Raw genomic sequence first — 18,176 nt, forward strand, 5'->3', positions numbered from 1 at the left:
GTGCCGCCCGCTGCTATGTGTATGTGATGGCAGTCGACGCTTCCCGAGTTCGCACGGTGATTTCGCACGTTGTTTTCGCGCTCGGAGTGCTGTGTCTGCTCGGCGGGTTGTTCTCGGGTGTGGTCAACCGCGAGGCCGTCAACAGCGCCCGGTTCGCCGCGCATGTCGACTCGATCCGGCAGGATCCCGCGGTCGCGCGGCAACTCGGGCTGCTCGTGTCCGGCAAGATCATCTCGGCGTCGCCGGAACTCGTCGCGCTGCGTCCGCTGGTGGAATCGGTGTCGATCTCGGCGGTGTCGAGTCCCGCGGCGGGGCCCGCGGTGCGAGGACTCACCGCGTCGATCCATAGGTCGATAACCCAGGGTGACAGCAATCTGTTCGTGTTGCGTCTGGCCGATCTCGGGGCGGTTACCGTCGCCGCGCTGCGGACGGTGGCACCCGACGTCGCTGCTCGACTACCCGACAACATGGATGTCACGCTCTCGGCGATCGGTGCGAGTGAATGGGATTCGGGCATCCTCGATTACGTCAGATGGGTACGAGTCCTCGCGTGGTTGTTGCCGCTGCTGGGCCTACTGCTGATTGTGGGTGCGGCGTTCATCCGACCTCCGCCCGCGGCTACGGGTCGGGCCTCGCGCATCGCCGCGGTCACCGACTCCCTTGGTGCTGCGATCATCTGGCTCGCGGCACTCGTCGCCGCAATCCTGCTCGCCTGCACCATCATTACCGCCTTCATTCCGACCGACACCCTCGACGGCGCCCTCACGGTAGCGGTCTGGCGCGAGGTCGACGGCAGGCTGTGGATCATCGCTGCGGTTGCGGCGCTCATCGGGCTGGCCGTGCGCGCGGCGTCGAGTCTCGCTCCGGTCGACGATCTCGACAGACTCGCAGAGCGTCTGCGCGAGTGGGTGATACGACGACCGTCGACCCCGGCGGCCATTGCCGCGCGTGGCGGAGTGCTGGTGTTGCTGGGCGTGCTGGCGGTGGTGCGACCGCTGACCTTCGTCACTGTCGTCGCTGTGCTGCTCGGAGCATTCGCGCTCATCGCAGGCGCGGGGGAGTTGCTGCGGGCAGCGAATCGGCAACTGCAGCACAGCGATCGGCGCCAGATCGTCGGCCGGTTGGCGATTCCGGCGGTGGCGATAGTCGGCGTAGCGGTCCTGCTCGCGACTGTCGGCGTACTGTCATGGCCGCAGCCGACCCCGGCCTTGAGTTCCGCTGTCGCCGAGAATGATCCGAACGCGTGCAACGGTCACGTCGAGTTGTGCGACCGGCCATACAACGACGTGGCGTTTCCCGCGACGCACAATTCGATGTCGGCGGCCGACGGCAATCGATGGTTTCTCGCGGAACAGGAAACCGGCGTCATGGGGCAACTCGACGACGGCGTCCGCGTGTTCCTCATCGACAGTTGGAACGGTCAGATGTCGAACAAGCCGCCGATCATCGCCAACACTCAGGACAGCCGCGCGCAGGCACTGGCAGCGGCAGAGCAGCTGTACGGCGCGCAGACCGTGCAGAGTGCCTTGAGGGTGCGCGACGCCCTCGATCTGACTCCCGTCGGACCGGTCAAGCCCTACCTGTGTCACGAGCTGTGCGAACTCGGTTCGACGGAGTGGCTGCCGCTGATGATCAAGGTGCGCGAGTGGATGGACGCCCACCCCAATGAGGTGGTCACATTCTTCGTGCAGGACATGGTCGCACCCGCCGACGTGGAGACCTTGCTGCGGCAGGCGGGACTCTACGACCGGCTCTACACCCCGACCATGGGCCAGCCGTGGCCGACGCTGCGGCAGATGATCGACAGCCGTCACAACCTGGTCTGGCTGCACGAGAACGTCGGTGGCGGCGCCGAGCGCCCCTGGCTGCTCGACGGCAAGGAGTGGACCCAGGACACACCGTATGAATTCCGGACGACAGCCGAGTTCAACTGCGATCGGAACAGAGGGTCGACCACAGCGCCACTGTTTCTGGTGAACCACTGGATGAGCAACTTCACCAGCAGGATCCGCGACGCCGGTGTGGTCAATCGCGAGGAGTTCTTGTTCAACCGGCTCGAGCAGTGCCGCGCAGAGCGGAACATGATTCCGAATTTCGTCGCGGTGAACAACTATCGGGTCGGAGACCTGTTCGCGTCGGTAAACCGGCTCAACGGGGTGAGCTAGCTCTTACTACTGCTGAGTCTCGCTGTTATCGACTTGGGATCGCAGGGAGACCCAGTACTGGACAAGTCAACCTAGAGTTACACGAGTGACTCATGTGGCCAGAGTGAAACGGATTCGACGCGGCGTCGTCGCGGTCGTCGCTGCGGCAGCGGTCGGCGGTGTGGTCGGTTCGTTGCCGGTGGTGCACCACGCGCAGGTGCAACCGACCGTGACCGCCATCGATCCGGCGTCGCTCTACAACTCCGCCCAGCAGAAGTTCGCGTCCGGTGACGTGGCTGGCGGACTCGAGTCGCTCAAACAGTCGCTGATCGTCGCGCCCGCAGACGCCGATTCACTTGCGCTGCAGTCGGTATGGTCCGATCAGGTCGACGATGCCGCCACCGGGAAGGCGGCACTGAGCCGACTCTCGATGATCAATCCGACGCTCGCGACGAGCGTCCGCAACATCACTGCCGGCGTCTCCGCCGCGGCCGCGATCGTCCCGTCCACCTCGCCCGCTCCCGCGTCGGGGCAGCAGGCGATTGTGATACTCGGCTACGGGCTCGGCGCCGACGGCACGATGGCACCCGAACTGGTGAAGCGGCTGACGGCGGGCAAAGCCCAAGCCGACGCAGCCCCGTCGCTCCCGATCGTCGTCACCGGTGGCGTGCCGAAGAAGGGCATCACCGAGGCGTCGGCGATGAAGAAGTGGCTTGTCGCCAATGGCGTCGATGCGTCGCGGGTGACGACGGAGGACAAGTCGGTGTCCACGGTGTCGAACGCACAGAACACGGCCGCAATTCTCGGTGCGCGGGGGATTGCCGACATCGTGCTGGTCACCTCACCGAATCACATTCGGCGAGCTGCGGCCGACTTCGCTGCAGTGGGACTGAAGGTGAGCGGATCTGTCACGACGCCGACCGATATGGCGAAGTATCTCAAACCCTTGACGAAAGATCAGCAGAAAGGCATTCGCCTCGAAGCGACTCGCGCCGCAAGAATTCCCACCACTAAGAATTCAGAATTACCGATCCCGAATATCCCAGGTCTGCCGAATGATCTTCCGGACACAGGACCAGGCCTTATCCCTGAAATCGGCGGCAAGATTCTTGATCAGCTTCTACAGACCGGGTCGAAAAGTTGAACAGCGCAACGACTTTCGACGATGGCGTGAACTGAATCACAATCAAAATCGGGCTGTGTAAGTCTCACAAGAATTTTATGCCTCAGGGCATCTCTAATTAACTCTGCATCTGTACGTTCGTTTCATGGCAACTACCCCGGCAGATTCTCGACGGATAGACACGGCCCAACAATCACGCGACCGATGGCGATGTGTTCTGAAATATGACGTACCGGCATCGCTGGTTGTTTTCCTTGTGGCACTGCCACTTTCGCTCGGCATCGCAGTAGCCTCCGGTGCGCCCGTCATGGCGGGGCTGATCGCGGCGGTGGTCGGTGGTGTGGTGGCGGGAGCGATCGGAGGTAGCCCGCTTCAGGTGTCGGGGCCTGCGGCGGGACTGACAGTGGTGGTGGCAGAACTCGTCGCCAACTTCGGTTGGAAGGTGACGTGTGCGATCACCGTTGGCGCGGGAATCCTGCAGATTCTGTTCGGTGTCAGCCGGATCGCGACCGCCGCGCTCGGCATTGCGCCGGTGGTGGTGCACGCGATGCTCGCCGGAATCGGAATCACCATTGCGCTGCAACAGATCCATGTACTGCTCGGCGGTAAATCGCAGAGTTCTGCACTTGCCAACATCAGCGAACTGCCCGAGCGGATCGGCGACATAAGCTGGGCAGACGTCACGATCGGAGTGATCGTCATCGTGGTGATGGTTGGCTGGAAGTATCTTCCCGCACGTGCACGCAAGATTCCGGGACCGCTCGCGGCGATCGCGCTCGCGACCGTGTTGGCAGCTGTGCTCAACCTCGACGTCGAGCGGGTACGTCTCGACGGCAACTTCTTCGACGCCATCTCGCTGCCTGAACTGCCCCATGGCAATTGGGGTGGATTCGTTCTCGGCGTGCTCACCGTCGCACTGATCGCCAGTGTCGAATCCCTGCTTTCTGCCGTTGCCGTCGACAAGATGCACGACGGTCCGCGCAGCAGATTCAATCGCGAACTCATCGGGCAGGGCAGCGCGAACATGACGTCCGGACTCCTGGGCGGGCTTCCGGTCACCGGCGTGATCGTGCGGAGCACCGCGAATGTCGCTGCCGGAGCGCGTACTCGGTGGTCGGCGGTTCTGCACGGCGTGTGGGTCTTCGTCTTCGCGGTGTTCCTGACGGCACTGGTCGAGCAGATCCCGCTGGCTGCGCTCGCCGGGCTCCTCGTGGTGATCGGCATGCAACTGGTGAAGTTGGCGCACATGAAAACCGCCCTGCGCACCGGCGATCTGTGGGTGTACGGCGTGACCGTTGTCAGCGTCGTCTTCCTGAACCTTCTCGAGGGTGTGGCAATCGGCCTTGCCCTCGCTGTGGCACTTGTCCTGTGGCGGGTCATCCGAGTCGAGATCAAGTCAGGACCGGTGGCGACCGGCGAATCGGACGAGTGGCTGATCGCGGTACGGGGATCGCTGAGCTTCCTGTCAATGCCGCGATTCAACAGCACTTTGAGCAAGGTTCCCGACGACGTCCCGGTCACATTGGAATTCGACGTCGACTTCCTCGACCACGCGGCGTCGGAGATGATCTCCGACTGGGTGCGTGCGCGCGAGGCCACGGGCAACGAGGTCACGATCGTCGAGCGCGGTCGAGCTCGAATCGAGCATGCACCGCTCGCTCCGCCCCGTCGACACACCGGCGGCATCGTCGGTCTTACCCCCTGGCGCAGCCAACGGATCCCGGTCGACGACAAGGCGGTCGCCGACGTCCCGGCATCGCTGCGGTCGATCATGGCGGGCGTCACCGACTATCACCGCGAACACGCCGACGTGCTGCGTGGCCACCTGCAGGATGTTGTCGACTACCAGCAGCCGGACGCCTTCTTCCTCACCTGTGCCGACTCGCGCATCATGCCGAATATCATCACCTCGAGCGGTCCTGGCGACCTGTTCACGGTGCGCAACGTCGGCAATATCGTCGGAGGGCCCAACGGCGGCGCCGAATCCATCGAGGCCGCACTGGATTTCGCGATCAACGAGGTCGGCGTAACCGCCGTGGTGGTCTGCGGACACTCATCGTGTGGTGCGATGCGAGCGGTGCTCGACCAGAGTCGTGGCCGCGAATCGTCCTCGGATGCGGCGTCGAGTTCGCCGATCCGCTCGTGGCTGGCCCAGGCCGAACCGAGTAGGACAGCACTGCAACTCGGGCATCCCGCTGGAAGGTCGGCCGCCAGAATGGGTTTCAACGATGTGGACCAACTCGCGGTGGTGAATGTCGCCAAGCAGGTGGAGATTCTGAGTCGCCATCACCTCGTCGGGCGGGCAGCGGCCGAGGCGCGCCTGCGAATCATCGGACTCTACTTCGATATTCGTACCGCACAGGTCTACGAGGTCACCCAGACCGGTATCCACCTCGCAGGCGTCGGCCATCACGTGAGTGGCTTGCTGGACCGCGAAGGCGCTAGAACATCACCGAGCGAAAGTGTGTGATCAGCCGTCCGGCGTCGTCGAGTACATGAAAGGCGATGCCGGGCGGCTGGCCGCGGTTCACGATGTCATGGCCCTCGAAGGGCAGGTTCAGCGTCGACGAGACGCCGGGTGCTACGCACAGCGGGCGGTCGGCGAATCGGGTGACCGCCGGTGTGTGTGCGTGTCCACACAGGAACGCGACGATGTTGGGATGCGTGTCGACGAGGGCCGCGATGCGCTCCTCGCCGGTCTGGCGGATGCTGTCCATGAACGGCATCTCCAACGTGACCGGCGGATGGTGGAATGCGACGAACACCGGGGTGTCGGGTCCGTGCGCGGCGATCTCCGCAGACATCCACGCGAGCGTGTCGTCGTCGATGTAGCCGTCGTTGCGGCCCGGGATGGAACTGTCGACCACTACGAACAAGACGCCGTCGACGAGGCTCGACGAGTTGATCGGCGCAGATGATTCGGCCCGCAGAATGCCTGCGTTGAACGCGACGCGCTCGTCGTGGTTGCCCTCGGTGATGAGGATGGGCAGCGGGCTGTCGATGACGAGGGATGCCTCGCGGTACTCGCTCGGGCTGCCTTCGTCGGCTACGTCACCGGTGATCAGGAGGACATTGATGCCGTCCGCGCGCGCGTTGATATAGCTCAACGTCGATTCGATTCGGGCGCGATTGAATCGGGTGCCGTTGAAATGCAGGTCGCTGATGTGCGCGACAACGAACACTGGCTCTCCCGGGGTTGGACACCACTGAACATAGCCAACAGAGTTCCCGATCGCGAAGCGAGGTCGGTGGGCGTGGCGAGAGACTCACTTATGGCGCCCATATGACCGATGACGGCGATCGTGTGCAACGTGGCATTCGGTGCAAAGTTCGCATTCAGGGCCGCGTCGCCATTCAGTGCAGCGTATGTGCGAACAACTTCCGAAGCTCGGCGAAGTGGTACTCGGAGGCGTCGTGGTTGTACGACGCGGTGTCGGCCATCGTGTAGCCGTGCTCTGCGCCCGGATACACGGTCGCGGAGTGAGTAACTCCCGCGGTGATGAGAGCGTGCTCGAACTGGGCGATCGCTTCGGAGGGAAGCGAACGATCGCGGTCGGCGTGCACGGCGAGCACCTGGGCGTCGACGTCCGCGAGGCGCAGATGCGGACTGCCTGACGACTGTGTGACCAACCCGCCCGTGTGGAACATGCCGAGAGCTGCGACGTCGTCGGGCCGGGTCGCCGCGGCCAGCAGGGCGAGTCTGCCGCCCGCGCAGTACCCCGTCACGCCGATCGGGCCTTTCGAGACGCCGGGTGTGGCCTTCAACGCGTCGATATATGCGGAGAGGTCGGGTTCGGCGAGATCGTCGGTCAGAGCATGCACGCGCGGCATGGCCACGCTGAAGAACTCTTTGCGCGCGTCGGCGTCGAGGAGCTCGTCCTCCGGCGATGTTTCCTCCGCGGTGCCCCAGCGGTAGAAGACATTCGGAACCAGCACGACGTAGCCCCACGACGCGATGCGGTCGGCCATGCGGCGGGTCTGTGGGCGCAACCCGATGGCGTCGATGATGAAAAGCACGCCGGGGTAATCGGTTTCCGGGTTTTCACCGGCGGGATCGTCACCGGCGGGTCGGACGAGGTATGCCTCCGCGTCGCCGTCGGCGGCCGCGACGGTGATGTGCTTCCCGACGGTGTCGTGGGTGATGGTCATCTTCGGTGTCCTCTCGCTGGTGCGGGTGGGCCTGTCATCCGGTGTTTGTCAGAAGTTGTTTGCCAGAGGTTGTTTGTCAGAGGGTTTTGTCAGAGGTCGCCCGGAAGCTTGTCGCGGCGGATTCCGCGCCAGCTCGGGTGGCGGAGGTGGCCGGTGCTGGTCCAGTCCATGAACCTGACCTCGCCGACGATCTTCGGTAGCACCCAGGTCGCGGTGGACGCGACGGGGCGGTCGAGCTTCTCCAGGAACGGACTTCGTGAGATCTCCAGTGGCTTGAGTTCTTCTGCAAGGCTTTTCAACGACGCCTCGGTGAATCCGGTGCCCACCCTGCCTACGTAGCGCAGGCCGGTCTCTTCTGGCAGCCCGACCAGCAGTGACCCGATGGCACCCTCACGATTGCCGCGACCGAGTCGGTAACCGCCGATGACGACCTCGATGTCGCTCCAGTTCTTCTGCTTGCGCCACTGGCTACTTCGTCGTCCCTGTTGATATGTCGACGTCTTGCGTTTGGCGATGACGCCCTCGAGTCCGTGGTCGCGACTATGGCGCACGGCAGCCGAGCCGGGAGCGGGTAGCAGCGGCGGAATCTCCACGTACGCAGACTCTTTGAATGCGGGCGCGAGAGCCTCCAGGAGTTGTCGACGCTCCGACCACGGTTTACGCAATAGCGATGTGCCGTTGAGGTAGAGGATGTCGAAGAGGTACAGCTTGAGCGAGTACGTCTCCGTGGTATTGCTGCGTGAGGCAAGCAGGGTGAAGTTGGTATGCCCGGCGGAGTCAACGGCAACGACCTCGCCGTCGAGGACGACGTCGATGAGGCCGAGTTCGTCTGCCGCCGAGCGCAATTCGGGGAAGTCGTCGGTCATGTCGATTCCCGATCGCGAGGTGAGGCGGAAGTCTCCATCGATGGAGCGCAACAGAATTCGATACCCATCCCACTTGCCCTCGAACGCCCAGTCCCTGCCGTCGAGACGTTCGACAGGTTCGTCGGTGGCCAGCATCGGGCGCGGGTGTGTGAGGCTGTCGGGGAGGATGGGCCGCGGCTCGTCGCTCATCAGGTGCGCGAGCCAGTTCTTGTCGCCGGTCTTGATGAGCGCGTAGCGGCCCTGGATTCGCTCGCCGTGAAGGCGGACGATGACCTCCGACTCGCGCCACTTCTCGGTCTCGTATGTGCCGTGATCCCAGATCTCCACGTGCCCGGCGCCGTACTCCCCGCCGGGGATGTCGCCGGAGAAGTCCGCGTAGTCGAGAGGGTGATCCTCGGTGTGTACGGCCAGCCGGTTCTGACCCGAATCGGTCGGCAGGTTCTTCGGCACGGCCCAGGAGACGAGCACTCCGTCGCGCTCGAGCCGGAAGTCGTAGTGCAGGCGGCGAGCGTGATGTTCCTGGATCACGAAGATCGGTCCTGCCGACGCCGCGCTCACCGTGTCGTCGGAGTCCTCGGGGTCGCTCTCGTCGTCGCTGTCGGACGACTGGGCGCGGCGTCGACGATGCTCCTCATCGCCGAAGGGTTCCGGGGTTTTCGACGCATCGCGCTTGGCACGGTAGGTGCTCAGGTCGACGACCGGGCGCGCGCCGGCGTCCTCGACTTGCTCCTCGGAGTCGTCTGCGGAGTCCGCGGAGCCGCTGGTGGTTGTCGTCGCGTCGTCGGTGTCTGGTGAGTAGGGGTCGTCGAGGCCGTCGAGCAGATCGCCGTCGGCGGCGCGCTCGAGCACCTCGCCGAAGTGCAACTGTGTCAGTCCCGGACCGGCGAGTTCGTCCCACGTCCGCGGTGCGGCGACCCAGGGCTCTTCGCGACCGCGCATGGAGTACGGCGCCAGCGTCGTCTTCGACGCGCTGTTCTGGCTCCAATCGATGAAGACACGGCCGGCGCGTTCGGATTTCGACATCGTGGCGGTGATCGTCTTCGGATGTGCCGCCGCGAGCGTCGAGGCGATCTCACGTGCAACGGTGCGTGCGGAATCCGGCGCGACGGGTCGGTCGAAACGCGCGTAGACGTGAATTCCCTTGCCGCCGCTGGTCACCGGATACGACGCAAGGCCCGCGCCGTCGAGCATCTCGTGCATCATGAGGGCCACCTGCGCGCATTCGTCGAGTGACACGTCGGGGCCCGGGTCGAGGTCGAGGACGAGTCGATTCGCGCGGATCTCGCCGAGTCCCTTGGGGCCGGACTTCTCCGGATCGGCCTGCATGCCGGGCGGCGGGACGAGCCACTGGGGTGTGTGGAGTTCGAGCGCGGCCATCTGTGCCAGCCATACGAGAACGGCTGCAGAATCGGCCATCGCGTAGGTGATGGTGCGTCCGCTGTGTGCGACGGCGTGGCGGGGAATCCACTCCGGAACGCTGCTCGGTAGATCTTTCTCGAAGAAGGGCGTCGACTCGACGCCATTGGGCCAGCGTTTGCGGGTGATCAGCCTGCCGCGCAGATGCGGAAGCATGACGTCGGCAATGCGGGTGTAGTAGTCGACGACGTCGACCTTGCGCGTGCCGGTCGCGGGATACAGCACCTTGCCCAAGTTGGTGAGAGCGATCGTGTGACCGTCGATCTCCAGGCTCTGGGAGGGCGCCATGAGTTCATTGTGCCCAGAATCTGGTCGCGTGCCCATATCCGGTGTCGGTACGCGGCCACTTTGCGACGTGACCGATGGCACAATGGTGCCCATGCGCTCGATCTGGAAGGGCGATCTGAGCTTTGGCCTGGTCAACGTGCCCGTCAAGGTGTATTCGGCGACGGAGAGTCACGACCGCAAGTCGTATCAGGTCGATTCGTCCGACGGCGCCCGCATCCGTTATCGCAGGGTGCGGGAGGGAACCGATACCGAGGTCGACTACTCCGACATCGCCAACGCCTATGAAACCGACAGTGGCGAGTCGGTGATCCTGACGAAGGACGACCTTGCGAGTCTGCCGGTGCAGAAGAGCCCGGAGATTTCGATCGTCGAGTTCGTACCCGTCGACCAGGTCGACCCGATCTACTTCGACAAGCCCTACTATCTCGAGCCGTCGTCGAAGTCTCCGAAGGCATACGTGCTGCTGGCGAAGGCGTTGCAGGAGACCGACCGGTTGGCGATCGCGTCGTTCACCCTGCGCAACCGCACGCGCATGGCGGCGCTGAGGGTCATCGAACCCGGCGTGATGACCCTGCAGACGCTGCTGTGGCCCGACGAGGTGCGCAAGCCCGACTTCGACTTCCTCGGCGACGACGTGCAGATCCGCGACCAGGAATTGAAGATGGCGTCGTCGTTGATCGACTCGATGGCCACCGACTACGACCCGGACGAGTTCTCCGACACCTACCAGGACGAACTGTCGAAGCTGATCGAGGCGAAAGCCGAAGGCGGCGAGGCATTTCCGGAGAGTGATGAGAAGGAAGAAGCCGCCGACGAGGACTCCGACGTCGCGGATCTTCTTGCCGCACTGCGTGCTTCGGTGAAGGACAAGGGAGACGCGAGCGGCGGTTCATCGGACGCTGCCGACAAGCCGCCCGCAAAGAAAGCCGCGGCGAAGAAGGCGCCGGCAAAGAAGGCTGCCGCCAAGAAAACTGCAGCCAAGAGCACCGCAGCCAAGAAGACAACAGCCGACAAGACAACGGCCGAGAAGTCCACAGCAGCCAAGAAGACGACCCGAAAGCGAGCGGCAAGTTGAGCGACGTACTGGATTTGCTCATCGTGGGAGCAGGGTTGGCGGGGATCGACGCCGCCTACCGTGTGACGGAGCGAAATCCGGGCTTGCGGTATCGGATCGTCGAACAGCGTGAACGTATCGGTGGCACGTGGGATCTGTTCCGCTATCCGGGAGTGCGGTCGGACTCCGACATCTTCACGCTCAGCTTTCCGTTCCGACCGTGGCGCGGAACCAAGACCATGGCGTCGGGTGCCGAGATTCGTGACTATCTCGAAGACACCGCCCGCGACACCGGGATCTACGATCAGATCGACTTCGGCGTCACGGTCACCGCAGCCGACTTCGACACCGCGTCCGACACCTGGACTGTCACGACCAATGCGGGCGGCGAAACCCGCACGTACACAACGCGATTCCTCTATCTGTGCACCGGCTACTACCGATACGACGAGGCCTACACCCCCGACTTCGCCGGCACCGAGGACTTCTCCGGAACCATCGTGCATCCGCAGTTCTGGCCCGAGGATCTCGACTACGCGGGCAAGAACGTCGTCGTGATCGGCAGTGGCGCAACGGCTGTCACCCTCATCCCGAGTATGGCCGACCGCGCCGGTCATGTGACGATGCTGCAGCGTTCGCCGACGTACCTGTTCCCCGTCGGCTGGCAGGAGCCGACGACGCCCTGGATTCAGCGGTTGCTGCCGAGGCAGTGGGCACACGACGTGATCCGGTACCGCAACGCACTTGTCACGCTGTCGATCTACCTGTTCGCGCGGCGGTTTCCGCGTACGTCGCGAAAGCTGCTGCGGCAGATCGCGATCCGCAACCTGCCCAAGGGATACGACGTCGACACGCACTTCCGTCCGCGGTACAACCCGTGGGATGAGCGATTGTGCATCATCCCCGACGCCGACTTCTACAAGGCTCTCGGCTCCGACCATGCCGACGTGGTCACCGACCAGATCGACCGGTTCACGCCCGGCGGGATCAAGCTGGTGTCGGGCGAGGAGCTGCCCGCCGACATCATCGTGACCGCGACCGGACTCGAACTGCTCGCCTTCGGCGGCGCGCAGCTGTCGATCGACGGCGTCGAATTCAAGCCGCACGAGAAGTTCGCCTATCGCGGGTACATGCTCAACGACGTACCGAATCTGGTGTGGTCCATTGGCTACACCAACGCGTCGTGGACGTTGCGCGTCGATCTGACCAGTAAGGCGGTCGGTGATCTGATCGCGTACATGCGGGCGCACGGATACACGTCTGCGGCGCCGACCGTCGGGTCGGCGACGCTGCCGGAGCACATGTTGTTTGCACTGGATGCGGGCTATGTCCGACGCGGCGCCGTCGCTCTCCCCAAGTCGTCGGATCAAGCGCCGTGGCAGGTCCGGCACAACCTGGTACTCGATGCCATCGATTCGCGTCGCTACGAGGTCACCGAAGCGATGGAGTTCCACACCGTCGGCGAGTCGGCGGCGAAAAGCGCTGGCTGAACGGGTGCGCTGACGGGCATCCTCGGGAGGTGACCATCACCGCCAGCGAGTCCCGGCTGCCGCGCGCTCTACGGCCATTGGCCGGCGCGCAGTTCCGTCGGCTCGTGGCTGGCCTCATCTTGGCGTTGTTCTCCGACGGCGTCTGGGCCATCGCGCTGGTATGGCAGATCATCGAACTCGGTGGCGGCCCGACGCAGGTCGCGTGGGCGTCGGGTGTGTCGGCGGTGGGCATGATCGTCTCGACGCTCGCGGGCGGAGTGCTCGCCGACCGGGTCTCGCAACGATCGATCATCGTGGCGCTCGAAGTGGTCAAGATGGGTGTGTTCGGACTCGTCGGAGTGCTGTCGATCTTCGGGGTGCTCACCCTGCCGATGGTGGTGATCGCCGCGTTGCTCGGTGGAGTCACCACCGGTATGTACTACCCGGCCTACTCGGCGCTGCTTCCGCGGATCGTCTCGGCATCGGAGTTGCAGGCCGCCAACGGAATCGAAGGGTTCTCCCGGCCCGTCGTCTTTCAGGCGATCGGCCCGATGGTTGCTGGATTGATCGTGTCGGTTGCCGCGCCGGGACCCGCGGTCGTCGTTGCCGCGGTCGCGAGTATCTGTTCCGGCGCGTGCTATCTCACGATGAAACCGCTACCTCAGCGTCGAGAAGCGTTGCGGGGCAACCCGGCACGATCGGCGGTCACCGATCTGGTCGAGGGCTTCGGATACGTCCTGCGGACTCCGTGGCTATGGGCCACGTTGTTCTTCGCGACGCTGCTGGTGCTGGCAACGATGGGTCCGATCGAGGTGCTCGTTCCCTTCGCGCTGCGCGAACGCGTAGACGGTGGCGCGGGAGACCATGCGCTCGTCCTCGCCGCTTACGGGGCGGGAGCGGCGATCGGTTCGGCGTACTTCGCGTCGATCAGGATGCCTCGGCGATACCTCACCGTCATGTTCGTCATCTGGGGTCTGTCGAGCCTGTCGCTTGTTGTCATGGGCGTCGCCGAGCACACCTGGCTGTTCATCGTCGCCGGTGCATTGCTGGGATTCGGATTCGACGCCCCGTCGGTGCTGTGGGGAACATTGCTGCAGCGGCGGGTGCCGCCTGAGCTGTTGGGTCGGATCGCGAGTCTCGACTTCTTCGTATCCGTCATTCTGATGCCGGTGTCGATGGCGATCGCCGCACCGCTGAGCAACGCCATCGGGCTCACCGCGGTGTTCGTGATCGGCGGCATCCTGCCTGTTCCAGCCGCAATCGCCTTCTACGTCGCCGCGCGACTCTGGCGCGACGAGATCGAGCATCCGTTGGACGACGCTGTGGTGGTGACGGCCCCGAGCGAGTCCTGAGTGGGATTGCGACAATGGATGCCATGCGCGAGATTGTGACCCTGGCTGCCGCCGCCACCTGGCGTACCCCGGTGATCGCGTGGCAGGGGCTACGAGCCAAGCGGAGCGTCGTCCGATTGCCGCAGGCCGAGGGCGACTTCGGGACCGTCGGCGACGCGTCGGATCCGAATTGTCTGCGCCTCGTGGTCCTCGGCGACAGTCTCGCCGGCGGCGTCGGGGTCGACAACCACCTCGACACCCTCGCCGGCGGAGTCGCGACACGGCTCGCCACCAGAGAGGGCCGCTCGGTGCAGTGGGTTGTTGCCGCACGAACTGGTTTCACCGCTGCGCAGGTGATAACACTGATCGACGACGCCGTGCTTGCACAGGCCGACGTCGTGGTCGTGTCCGTCGGGGCCAACGACGCGAAGAACATGCACACGGCCCGTCGGTGGCGTGACGAGCTGACTGCTTTGCTCAACGCCGTGTGCGCGGCGGCGGAGCGGGCCGAGATCGTGCTGCTGCCGGTGCCGATGCTGCAGATGTGCCCGGCGCTGCCGGGTGCGCTGGCCCAGACGCTGGGCATGCGTGCCGCGCAATTCGACGCGATCGCAGACGACGTGGTCGCCGGATCCGGGCGAGTCCGCAGAATCATGCGCTTCGAGCCGTCCGGCGACGGATTGTTCGCCGCCGACGGATTCCATCCCTCCGCGGCGTTCCACGCGATCTACGCCGAGCAGATCGACGCCGCGCTGAGCGCTACCGATGGAGATTCTCCGGCGCGTCGCTGAGTCCTCGGCGGCGTGCATTCTTTTTTCGAGCGAATCCCTCGTGCCTTCGATCTATCACTGATAGAGTTTGGTTCGTTGGAAGTTAACGACGATAGAAGAAATCCTCTTGGAAGGAATCGCGATGCTCGCGACCTCGATCGGACTCATCCTCAGTTGGGCCGGCGCGCTGATGATCATTGCAGTCGGCTGCGCTTACCTGGCGAGGAACGAGAAGAATGCGGCCGGTTTCGGACTGCCGACGCCTCCGGCTCCGGACGCACGGGGCTGGTGGCAGGTGAAGGGCATCCGCGACGTCGTGACCGGACTACTCGTCATCGTCTTCACCTTCGTCGCACTCGACTACCTCGGTGTTCTGGTCCTCGTGCTTGCCTTGATCCCGTTGGGGGACATGGTGATCGTGCTGACAAATCGGGGCAGTAAGGCAGCCGCCTACGGCATCCACGGCGCGACCGCACTTGCACTGATCGTCGCCGCAGTTCTGCTCTTTCTCTGATCCGACAGTCAATCAACAAGACAATGGAGACCACGATGACCACCACCGCACCCGTATTCCGCAGCGCCAGTGACGATGTCGTCGGCAACGAGCGCGCGTCGATGCACCTGCTGTTCGACGCATCCGACACCGCAGGCGCGCTGAGCTCACTCGAAGTTCGCCTCGACGCGGGTGTCGACGGCGCCGCGCCTCACTTTCACCGGCAGTCGTCCGAGATGTTCTACGTCATCGAGGGTGGCCTGCGCCTGATGGCCGGTAATGAGATCGTGACAGTCGAAGCTGGTGCGGCAGTGTCGATTCCGCGACTCATGCCGCATGCCTTCGGTGCGGTGCCCGACGCTGCGGCACGCGTCCTGATCGTCCTCACGCCCGGCGTCGAACGATTCGAGTACTTCCGACTGCTTTCGCGAATCCAGGCGGGCGAGGCCACATTCGAGGAGTTGGCGGCTGCGCAGGAACCGTACGACAACCATTTCGTCGACGCGCCCGAGTGGTGGAGTGACCGCCACAGCTCACGTGGTTGAGGAGTCGGTGTCCGGCGGCGCGATGAGATGGCGACGAGCGCCGTCGACGACGAGGTCGGTGAGAGTGCGCAGCAACGACGACCCGAGCTTCCAGTACTGCCAGTAGAGCGGCACGTCGACGTGGAGGTCGGTGAAGGTGACCACCCGGCCGCTGTCGAGAGCATCGGCGATCTGCGCCAGAGGGACTGCACCCCAACCCATTCCGGCCTCGATGGCACGGTGGTACTCGGTCGAGGCAGGGATGTAGACGGCGGGCGGATCGAGTCGCTGTCCCGACATCATTCGGAGCACTCTGCGTTGCAGCTCGTCGTTGCGATCGAACTGCACCATCGGGGCCTTGGCGAGGGATTCGTCGTCGACGCCGTTGGGCATCCAGGTGTCGAGGAACTGCCCGGTGGCGACGGGTAGATAGCGCATGATGCCCAGCGGTCGCAGTGTGGTCCCCCGGATGGGCAGGGGATCGGAGGTGATGGCGCCCATCACCTCGCCGGTCACCAAGCGCGAGCTGTTGACTGCTTCGTCGTCGCGGATCACTTCGACGGCAACAGGGTTCTCGCGGTGGAAGCGCGCGAGCGTGGGGAGGAGCCAGGTCGCGAGCGAGTCGGCGTTGGCTGCAATCGGGAGATGGACGCGCGGGCGGTCGGTGAGTGAGGCGGTCACGGCGTCGTCGAGGTCGCCGGTCAGTTCGAGCTGAGCCTCGAGGGCGAGCAGATTCCACTGCTTGGCCATCCGTGCGAGAACCTCGCCGTCGCGCGTCGCGGTGATCGGCTTGGTGCGACGGACCAGGATGCGTCCGACGGAGACCTCGAGCGCCTTGATGCGTTGGCTGACCGCCGACGGTGTGATGTGCAGTTGCTCGGCCGCGGCGTCGAACGTGCCCGCGTCGAGTACCGCTGACAGCGTGCGTAGTGCGTCCGATCCGAGATCCACATAAGAGAGTCTAATGTTTCGACAGAAACATTCGCTGTACTTGTCAGCGACGTGCTCTTACGTTCGTGTCATGACGACATATCTCCTCGCGGCCATGATGGGGTTGCTCACCGGAGCGGGCTTGATCGTGGCCATCGGGCCGCAGAACATCTTCGTGCTGCAGCAGGGTGTGCGCCGTGTGCATGTGAATCCGGTGATCGCGGTGTGTGCGCTCTCCGACGTGGTGCTGATCGTCGCGGGGGTCGCGGGACTCGGCGCGTTGGTGTCTGCGCATCCTTCCGTGGTCACCGTCGCGAAGATCGCGGGCGGGGCGTACGTCATTGTCTTGGGTCTGCTGGCTGCGCGACGGTGTCTTCGGTCGAGCGAGGCCATCACGGCCAACGCCGACGAGGTGCGCACCGCGTCGCGCTGGGTGGCGATCGGGTCGGCGCTCGCGCTCACGTGGCTCAATCCGCACGTGTATCTCGATACGGTGCTCACGATGGGGGCGATCGCCAACAGTCACGGAAATGCGAAGTGGGCGTTCGCGATCGGCGCGTGCGCGGCGAGCGTGCTGTGGTTCACGCTGATCGGCCGCGGCGGGAGCAGGCTCGCCCCGCTGTTTGCCAAACCCCGGGCGTGGAAGATTCTCGACGGCATCGTGGCCGTGATCATGGTGGGCATGGGCGCTGCGCTGCTGTTCTCGGCGTGAGGTGGTCTTTTTCCGTTGATTGAGCCGGCCGCGAGCGGGCGTGGCCCCTTCTCGCTGATTGAGCCGGCCGCGAGCGGAGCGAGCTGCCGAGTCGAAATCACTTTGGTGGTCTCGACAAGCTCGACCAGCGGGTTCAGCTCGACCAGCGGGTGCGGTTTGACCAGCGGGTGGGCCGTTTCCGCTGATTGAGCTGGCCGCGAGCGCAGCGAGCTGCCGAGTCGAAATCACCAGCGGGTATGGCTCGACCAGCGGGGCTCAGGCCAGCCCGAGGCGGTAGGCGTAGGCGACGACGGCCGCGCGGTCGCGGCATCCCGTCTTGGCGAGGATGTGGTTGATGTGCGTCTTGACGGTGCTCACCCCCAGGACGAGTGTTCGGGCGATCTGTTGATTCGACAGCCCCTCCGCGATCAGCGTGATGACCTCCGACTCGCGTTCGGTGAGGCCGTCGGGGTTGAGCGCGCGTGGATTGCTCTGGTTTGGCGTCGCCGATGTCCGAGACAGCAAGGCGCGCATCGCCTTTTCGTCGAGCAGTGAGCGGCCTGCCGCTGCCGAGAGCAGCGCTGACTCGATCGCCGTGGGGTCGGCGTCCTTGTTCAGGAAGCCGACGGCACCGGCGTCGAGTGCCTCGACGATCGTCGCGTCGTCGTCGTAGGTGGTCAATGCAACCGCGCGGGTCGTGGCCCCGGACGCGACGAGTCGTCGAATTCCTTCGATCCCACCGATTCCCGGCATCCGGAGGTCGGTGAGAAGCACGTCGGGAGTCTGCTCGGCCACCAACGCGAGAGCGTCCTCGGCCGACGACGCAACGCCGACCACGTCGAGAGAGTCGAACAATCCGAGCATCGAGCGCAACCCTTCGCGCACGACCGTCTGATCGTCGGCGATCACCACCCGTACTGTCATGAAC

General features: G+C 64.5%; 15 protein-coding genes. 10 read left to right on the forward strand and 5 right to left on the reverse strand.

Translation table 11 applies throughout. The features are described from left to right. Nucleotides 1–26: 26 nt before the first annotated feature. From A5785_RS00400 to A5785_RS00410, 3 genes are all read left to right on the forward strand, one after another. Nucleotides 27–2,165 (forward strand): DUF308 domain-containing protein, encoded by a 2,139-nt coding sequence (locus A5785_RS00400; protein WP_064864086.1) that lies wholly within the window; start codon nucleotides 27–29, stop codon nucleotides 2,163–2,165. Nucleotides 2,166–2,250: 85 nt separating this feature from the next. After that, nucleotides 2,251–3,288, forward strand: coding sequence for a YdcF family protein (locus A5785_RS00405; protein WP_197494597.1), 1,038 nt, complete (start codon nucleotides 2,251–2,253; stop codon nucleotides 3,286–3,288). 124 nt (nucleotides 3,289–3,412) lie between these two features. Beyond that, the gene (locus tag A5785_RS00410; protein ID WP_197494598.1) at nucleotides 3,413–5,737 is read left to right on the forward strand and encodes a SulP family inorganic anion transporter; all 2,325 of its coding nucleotides are present in this window, start codon (nucleotides 3,413–3,415) and stop codon (nucleotides 5,735–5,737) included. On the opposite strand, the gene A5785_RS00415 is transcribed toward A5785_RS00410, so the two are convergent. The 3 genes from A5785_RS00415 to A5785_RS00425 form a co-directional block, all read right to left on the reverse strand. Continuing rightward, a complete protein-coding gene (locus A5785_RS00415) occupies nucleotides 5,709–6,449 on the reverse strand; it encodes a metallophosphoesterase (protein ID WP_049699395.1) in 741 nt (246 codons plus the stop codon). The genes A5785_RS00410 and A5785_RS00415 overlap by 29 nt on opposite strands. A gap of 172 nt (nucleotides 6,450–6,621) precedes the next feature. Continuing rightward, a complete protein-coding gene (locus A5785_RS00420) occupies nucleotides 6,622–7,416 on the reverse strand; it encodes a dienelactone hydrolase family protein (RefSeq protein ID WP_064864089.1) in 795 nt (264 codons plus the stop codon). An 89-nt stretch (nucleotides 7,417–7,505) separates the two neighbouring features. Further along, nucleotides 7,506–9,986 carry an ATP-dependent DNA ligase gene (locus A5785_RS00425; RefSeq protein WP_064864090.1) on the reverse strand — a complete coding sequence of 827 codons (2,481 nt, stop codon included), beginning with the start codon at nucleotides 9,984–9,986 and terminating at the stop codon, nucleotides 7,506–7,508. A gap of 91 nt (nucleotides 9,987–10,077) precedes the next feature. On the opposite strand from A5785_RS00425, the gene ku reads away from it, so the two are divergent. The 6 genes from ku to A5785_RS00455 all read left to right on the forward strand — a co-directional run bounded on the left by ku (nucleotide 10,078) and on the right by A5785_RS00455 (nucleotide 15,648). After that, complete coding sequence (ku, locus tag A5785_RS00430) at nucleotides 10,078–11,061, forward strand: non-homologous end joining protein Ku (RefSeq protein ID WP_442902827.1); 984 nt, start codon at nucleotides 10,078–10,080, stop codon at nucleotides 11,059–11,061. After that, on the forward strand, nucleotides 11,058–12,530 hold the full coding sequence (locus tag A5785_RS00435) for a flavin-containing monooxygenase (RefSeq protein WP_064864094.1): 1,473 nt from the start codon (nucleotides 11,058–11,060) through the stop codon (nucleotides 12,528–12,530). The genes ku and A5785_RS00435 overlap by 4 nt, the downstream gene beginning before the upstream one ends. 29 nt (nucleotides 12,531–12,559) lie before the next feature. Then, complete coding sequence (locus A5785_RS00440; RefSeq protein WP_049699400.1) at nucleotides 12,560–13,861, forward strand: MFS transporter; 1,302 nt, start codon at nucleotides 12,560–12,562, stop codon at nucleotides 13,859–13,861. A 23-nt stretch (nucleotides 13,862–13,884) separates the two neighbouring features. Beyond that, on the forward strand, nucleotides 13,885–14,631 hold the full coding sequence (locus tag A5785_RS00445) for an SGNH/GDSL hydrolase family protein (protein WP_231894311.1): 747 nt from the start codon (nucleotides 13,885–13,887) through the stop codon (nucleotides 14,629–14,631). Nucleotides 14,632–14,752: 121 nt separating this feature from the next. Next, the gene (locus A5785_RS00450) at nucleotides 14,753–15,124 is read left to right on the forward strand and encodes a DUF4267 domain-containing protein (protein WP_049699491.1); all 372 of its coding nucleotides are present in this window, start codon (nucleotides 14,753–14,755) and stop codon (nucleotides 15,122–15,124) included. 35 nt (nucleotides 15,125–15,159) lie between these two features. Beyond that, the gene (locus A5785_RS00455) at nucleotides 15,160–15,648 is read left to right on the forward strand and encodes a cupin domain-containing protein (RefSeq protein ID WP_064864142.1); all 489 of its coding nucleotides are present in this window, start codon (nucleotides 15,160–15,162) and stop codon (nucleotides 15,646–15,648) included. Here the strand turns inward: A5785_RS00455 and A5785_RS00460 are convergent. After that, nucleotides 15,637–16,578: a LysR family transcriptional regulator ArgP gene (locus A5785_RS00460; protein WP_064864098.1), complete on the reverse strand. Its 942-nt coding sequence runs from the start codon at nucleotides 16,576–16,578 to the stop codon at nucleotides 15,637–15,639. The two genes, A5785_RS00455 and A5785_RS00460, sit on opposite strands and share 12 nt — an antisense overlap. A 70-nt stretch (nucleotides 16,579–16,648) precedes the next feature. Here A5785_RS00460 and A5785_RS00465 point away from each other — a divergent pair, with 70 nt between their 5' ends. Next, nucleotides 16,649–17,269 (forward strand): LysE/ArgO family amino acid transporter, encoded by a 621-nt coding sequence (locus A5785_RS00465; RefSeq protein ID WP_064864100.1) that lies wholly within the window; start codon nucleotides 16,649–16,651, stop codon nucleotides 17,267–17,269. A 255-nt stretch (nucleotides 17,270–17,524) separates the two neighbouring features. On the opposite strand, the gene A5785_RS00470 is transcribed toward A5785_RS00465, so the two are convergent. Beyond that, on the reverse strand, nucleotides 17,525–18,172 hold the full coding sequence (locus A5785_RS00470) for a response regulator (protein ID WP_064864102.1): 648 nt from the start codon (nucleotides 18,170–18,172) through the stop codon (nucleotides 17,525–17,527). Nucleotides 18,173–18,176 lie beyond the last annotated feature (4 nt).

The sequence above is a fragment of the Gordonia sp. 852002-50395_SCH5434458 genome (genome assembly GCF_001665905.1).
Classification (GTDB): Bacteria; Actinomycetota; Actinomycetes; order Mycobacteriales; family Mycobacteriaceae; genus Gordonia; species Gordonia jacobaea.

Coding starts and splice junctions, on each gene's coding strand:
- A5785_RS00465 (WP_064864100.1), top strand. CDS start 16,649: ATGACGACATATCTCCTCGCGGCCATGATGGGGTTGCTCACCGGAGCG.
- A5785_RS00425 (WP_064864090.1), bottom strand. CDS start 9,986: ATGGCGCCCTCCCAGAGCCTGGAGATCGACGGTCACACGATCGCTCTC.
- A5785_RS00470 (WP_064864102.1), bottom strand. CDS start 18,172: ATGACAGTACGGGTGGTGATCGCCGACGATCAGACGGTCGTGCGCGAA.
- A5785_RS00455 (WP_064864142.1), top strand. CDS start 15,160: ATGACCACCACCGCACCCGTATTCCGCAGCGCCAGTGACGATGTCGTC.
- A5785_RS00450 (WP_049699491.1), top strand. CDS start 14,753: ATGCTCGCGACCTCGATCGGACTCATCCTCAGTTGGGCCGGCGCGCTG.
- A5785_RS00400 (WP_064864086.1), top strand. CDS start 27: ATGGCAGTCGACGCTTCCCGAGTTCGCACGGTGATTTCGCACGTTGTT.
- A5785_RS00420 (WP_064864089.1), bottom strand. CDS start 7,416: ATGACCATCACCCACGACACCGTCGGGAAGCACATCACCGTCGCGGCC.
- ku (WP_442902827.1), top strand. CDS start 10,078: ATGCGCTCGATCTGGAAGGGCGATCTGAGCTTTGGCCTGGTCAACGTG.
- A5785_RS00445 (WP_231894311.1), top strand. CDS start 13,885: ATGCGCGAGATTGTGACCCTGGCTGCCGCCGCCACCTGGCGTACCCCG.
- A5785_RS00410 (WP_197494598.1), top strand. CDS start 3,413: ATGGCAACTACCCCGGCAGATTCTCGACGGATAGACACGGCCCAACAA.